Consider the following 4,733-nt stretch of genomic DNA (forward strand, 5'->3'; position numbering starts at 1 on the left):
AACGGTTCCATCACCGCCCACTGCTCATCCGAGAGCCAGAACAGGTCCGCCATCGCCGCCTCCGTGCTGCAAACGGCGGCTCTGAATCACAAAACCAGAATTCTCGCAACGTCTTGGTTCGGCTCACACCCTAAGACGAGAAGAAATATTGATCTGGATGAATGCCAATGCCGGATTGGTAAGGATCGTTGGGCGGGCGGGCGGGCTACGCAGCAGTTGGAACAGATGCCGTCCTGGATAAGAAATACAGTGCTGCAATCGATCGATCGTTGTTTCCACGGACGATGCTCCAAGGCGCCAGAATATCGAACGGTGCGACGTGGGTAGGAATCTGGAGGGTTCGTCAGACAGAGGATCAGAGGAGCCTCGAAGCGACAGAGCAGGGATGACTCGTCGAGTGAGGCTCGCGAGGATCGAACGATGCGCAAGACCTATCGGTCGACCTTGGAGAGTGCCCTTTCCGCGTTATACAGCACCGGCAAGGGCCGTGGAATGATCGGAAAGAAGTCGAAGAGGCAACGTTCTCTCTTTCCCAACAGAGGCTTGTTACAAGCAGAAGAAATCCAATCTGGTCCCGTACCGAGATTCGACTTCGATGTCGAACTGGAGGGGGAAGGAGAGTCTACTTCAAAAGAGATCGATCTCGGCTTCTACCGCGACTACTACAACGATCTGTCCGTATTTTCGGATGACAGTGCACTGACGCGGCATTATACCGTTTCTGGCCGTCATGAGGGCCGCTTCCCCAATGCCGCGGTCATGATCTCGACGCTCGAAAGCCGATACGGTCGTCTGCCGCCGCACTTCGTTCCCGAGCATTACCAGGCTTTACATGCCGATCTTTCTGGTATGACGAAACATTGGCAACTCCGCGAACACTACCTCCGCTTCGGCCGTATTGAAGGACGTTCATTCAGCCTGGACCTTAGCACCTTCGAGCAAGATTATGCGCGGATGCTCGCGGCGGATGGCATCGACACTTGGGGATCTGGTCGCGCTAGGCCTCCAGAACGCTTCGCAGACCTTCTGGCACAAGTGCATCTGCTGCCAGGCCCCTGGCTCAGCCGGTTCGTCCTGCACGAGTTCGTTCTGCTGAACGGTGCGTGGCTACCGCGGCAACCGACGTCGCGAATGGATGGTCTCGTCCTGTTCCTGACGATGGGTATCGACCGCCTCGCTCCCATCGCCATGCGCTTGAAATTCCATCCCGATTTCTACCGCCAGCAACTCGGCACTTGTCAAGCAAACGTCAGTGACATCGATCTCTATCGACATTGGCTCAGCATTGGGATGTCGCGGGGCGTGCCTGGCACCGAGGCTTCGGCGCTCATCCAACTCCTCGGCGAAGACTCGTTCCCGCAATGTTTCGACGAAAAGGATTACCGCCGCCTGTTGCCTAGAAAGCTGCCTGAACCGAAGGCCGGGCGGTTCGAGGCACTGAAGCATTTCGTAACGACAGGCTTCCTCGTGCCGGAGGTTGAGTCTCTGCGACAGTGCTGCTCGGCGCAGCTTCTGGAGCAGATTGCAGAGCATTACCTCGCTCGTAACGACGCCAGAACCGCAGAGAGCGCCTACAGCCGAGCACTCCGGATCACCCCCGACGTCGGCCGCCTTCAGCATCGTCGTGGTGACGCGTTGCGCAAGCTCGATCGCGTGGAGGAGGCGACGCGTGCCTTTGTTGCTGCAGCGGATGCGCCGGGTGCGATTGTCTGGAGCCACATCCACGCCATTGAAGGTTTACTTGAACATCTAGATGATGTGCCCGATGCCGTTCAGCGCGTCCGACACTCGGCACCGGCCTGGCACAGTTCACCCCACTGGCGCCGTACGGCCCACCGCGCCATCACTCGGGCGTTTGACTTGGCTAGTCTCCAGGTGCGTGATCTCTACGCGAATGGGCAGCGCCACGAAGCGGACGCGAGGCTCGTCGCCTGCCTCGATCAGACCGCTGACTTGATCCGCCTGGCTGACCCATTACCGGCACCGCTGGCGGCGCCGAAGAACGGTCACATCGTGATCGTTGCAAACCGTGATCTGCCTCAATGCGAACATTATCGCGTCGTGCAGAGAGTTCAGCAACTTGAGCATGGCGGCTGGAGCGTCGAGGTGTTCGCCCATCATGATGCCGAGCGGAGCCGCGCCTCGATTGATCACGCAGCAGCAGTCATCTTCTACCGCGTCGCCGCCCGGCCCGGGGTGCTTCACGCGATCCTTTATGCGCGCGCCCTCGGCCTGCCGACGATCTATGAGATCGATGACCTACTCTTCGACCCCAGTGTTTACCCGGACACGCTCGAAAGCTTCGAGGGCCAGATCAGCAGATCGCAGCACCTCAACCTTCAGTACGATGTGCCGCTGTTCCGCTACGCCCTGCAGGCCTGCGATATTGGTCTCGCTTCGACGTCGGCACTCGCCGAGGCAATGCGTCCATTGGTGCGATCCCGCACCTGTCACGTTCTGCGCAATGGCTTCGACGCGCGCAACTTGCCGTTTCTTGCGCGCCCGCACACGCCGTTCTCTGAAAAAGCCCTGACGCTGTTCTACGGCTCCGGCACACGTGCTCATAACCGCGATTTCACCGAGCTCGCAGCCCCCGCATTACTCGAGATACTGGGGGAGCACTTGCAAATCCGGCTCGTGATCGCAGGCTATCTTAACCTCGACGATCGCTTTAGGCCCTTCGCAGACCGTGTGATCCAGGTTCCTTTCAGCGACGATGTGAGTGCCTATTGGGAATGTTTATCCGGTACCGACATCAATCTTGCGGTTCTTGCTCCCGGCCACTTCGCGGATGCGAAGAGCGAGATCAAATGGCTCGAAGCCGCCATGTGCGGTGTACCCTCGATCGTCAGCCCAACTCGGACCTACCGCGAACTCCTTCGCGACGGGGAAGAAGTTCTATTCGCCGAAACCGCCGAGGCTTGGTCGCAAGCGCTTCGACTTATGATTGCCGATCCGGATCTACGGCGTCACATCGGTGAACAGGCACGCGCCAAGGCGATTGCCTATCATGGACGGGACGCCGCGGTAGAGACGCTTCGGCATTTCCTGCCATCGCCAATCCATCCTTCGGAAGCAGCATCTGAAGCGAGCCGCGCGCAGATTTGGCCGATCCGGTCCACTTGGCCCACCAACGGAGTTGCCAACGCGCAGCCAAGTCCCGCACCGGCGCGCGGAATCCGGACTGATAGTGCCGCGAAACTGCGCATTCTCGTCGTGAACGTCTTCTTCCCACCACAGACGGTAGGAGGCGCCACGCGCGTCGTGCGCGATAACATCGACCATCTCTTGGATCACGCCGGCGACCGTTTCGAGATCGCAGTGGCGGCCACGGACTTTGAGGCCAGCACGACCTACCGTACGCGCATCGACGCTTATCGGGGATTGCCCGTCTACCGCATCGGAGCGCCGACCGAGATGCATATGGACTGGCGTCCGTTCAATCCGGAGATGGGGCCGCCGTTCGAGGATCTGCTTGATCGGTTTACTCCCGACCTCGTCCACTTCCACTGCGTACAGCGCCTTACCGCGGCGGTGGTGGAGGCGGTGCAAGCACGCGAAATCCCTTACGTCATCACGGTCCACGACGCTTGGTGGATCTCCGACTTCCAGTTCCTCACCGACCAGGATGGATCGATCCAGCTACCGTCGTCCGATCCGCTTCTCGACGCCGTCAATCCCGCGCATGGTCCGACAGCATCGATCGCGAGGCGGCGGCGGCTGAAGCGATCCCTTGATTCCGCGGCAGCAATCTGTGCGGTCTCGGAAACCTTCGCCGATCTGTATCGGAAGGCAGGCTTCCCCCAAACGATCGCGGTGCCCAACGGGGTCCCGAGGCTGAAACCGATCGCACATCAACCCAGCGTAACAGGGCAAGTACGACTGGGCCATGTCGGCGGCCGCACGCTGCATAAGGGCGCGACACTGATTGAGGCGGTCCTGAAAGCGTCCCGCTTCCAAAATCTTGTCCTTACCTTGGTCGATCATACGCTCTCGACAGATCAGGTAGTCGAAGAAACGTGGGGAACCACACCGGTGCGGATCATCGGCAACGTGCCACAGGACAGTGTCGGCGAACTTTATGCCGGGATGGATGTCCTCCTCGCTCCATCGCTTTGGCCGGAAAGTTTTGGATTGGTTACCCGGGAGGCCCAAGCATCGAAACTGTGGGTGGTGGCCGGCAACCGAGGTGCGATCGGCGAGGAAGTGATCGATGGAGTCAATGGCTTCCGCATCGACGTAGCATCCCAGAACGGTCTACGGGATGCGCTCGCGTGCATCGATGCACAGCCTGACCGCTTCGTGGTGAATCCGCCCGCCCCAGCGACACCAGCGCGAACCGCAGCCGATCAAGGAGATGACCTCATCGCTCTTTACCAAAGACTCGTACAATCTTCGACCGGGATCGAACATCAAACTCTGGTTGAGGGCGACCGCGTTGAATCTTCTGAGGCTCTGCTCGACGTGGAGATATCTTTCGACGTCGGGCTGTCTGCGCTCAAATTTGCCTGACGATGCAGCTTTATAGCGGGCGCAATCCGATGACCGCGACAGGGCACATAGCCTTTTCAATCTACGGCGTTTGCAACGGCTCTCAATCGAATGCTGTTCCCGCCTAATCGCGTAGCGCCCCACTAGAGCGTTTTCCACGATCCCTGAGTCGTTGCGGCGAGGTGAGCGTTGATCCCTGAAGGTTCGTCAGGGAGATCGCCATGGCCCGTGCCTACAGTCAC

General features: G+C 59.4%; 1 protein-coding gene. It reads left to right on the forward strand.

What is annotated here, in order from left to right:
- Positions 1–420 precede the first annotated feature (420 nt).
- Positions 421–4,512 (forward strand): glycosyltransferase, encoded by a 4,092-nt coding sequence (locus tag ASF60_RS18245; RefSeq protein WP_244478500.1) that lies wholly within the window; start codon positions 421–423, stop codon positions 4,510–4,512.
- Positions 4,513–4,733 lie beyond the last annotated feature (221 nt).

The organism is Methylobacterium sp. Leaf113 (assembly GCF_001423325.1).
Taxonomy (GTDB): Bacteria; Pseudomonadota; Alphaproteobacteria; order Rhizobiales; family Beijerinckiaceae; genus Methylobacterium.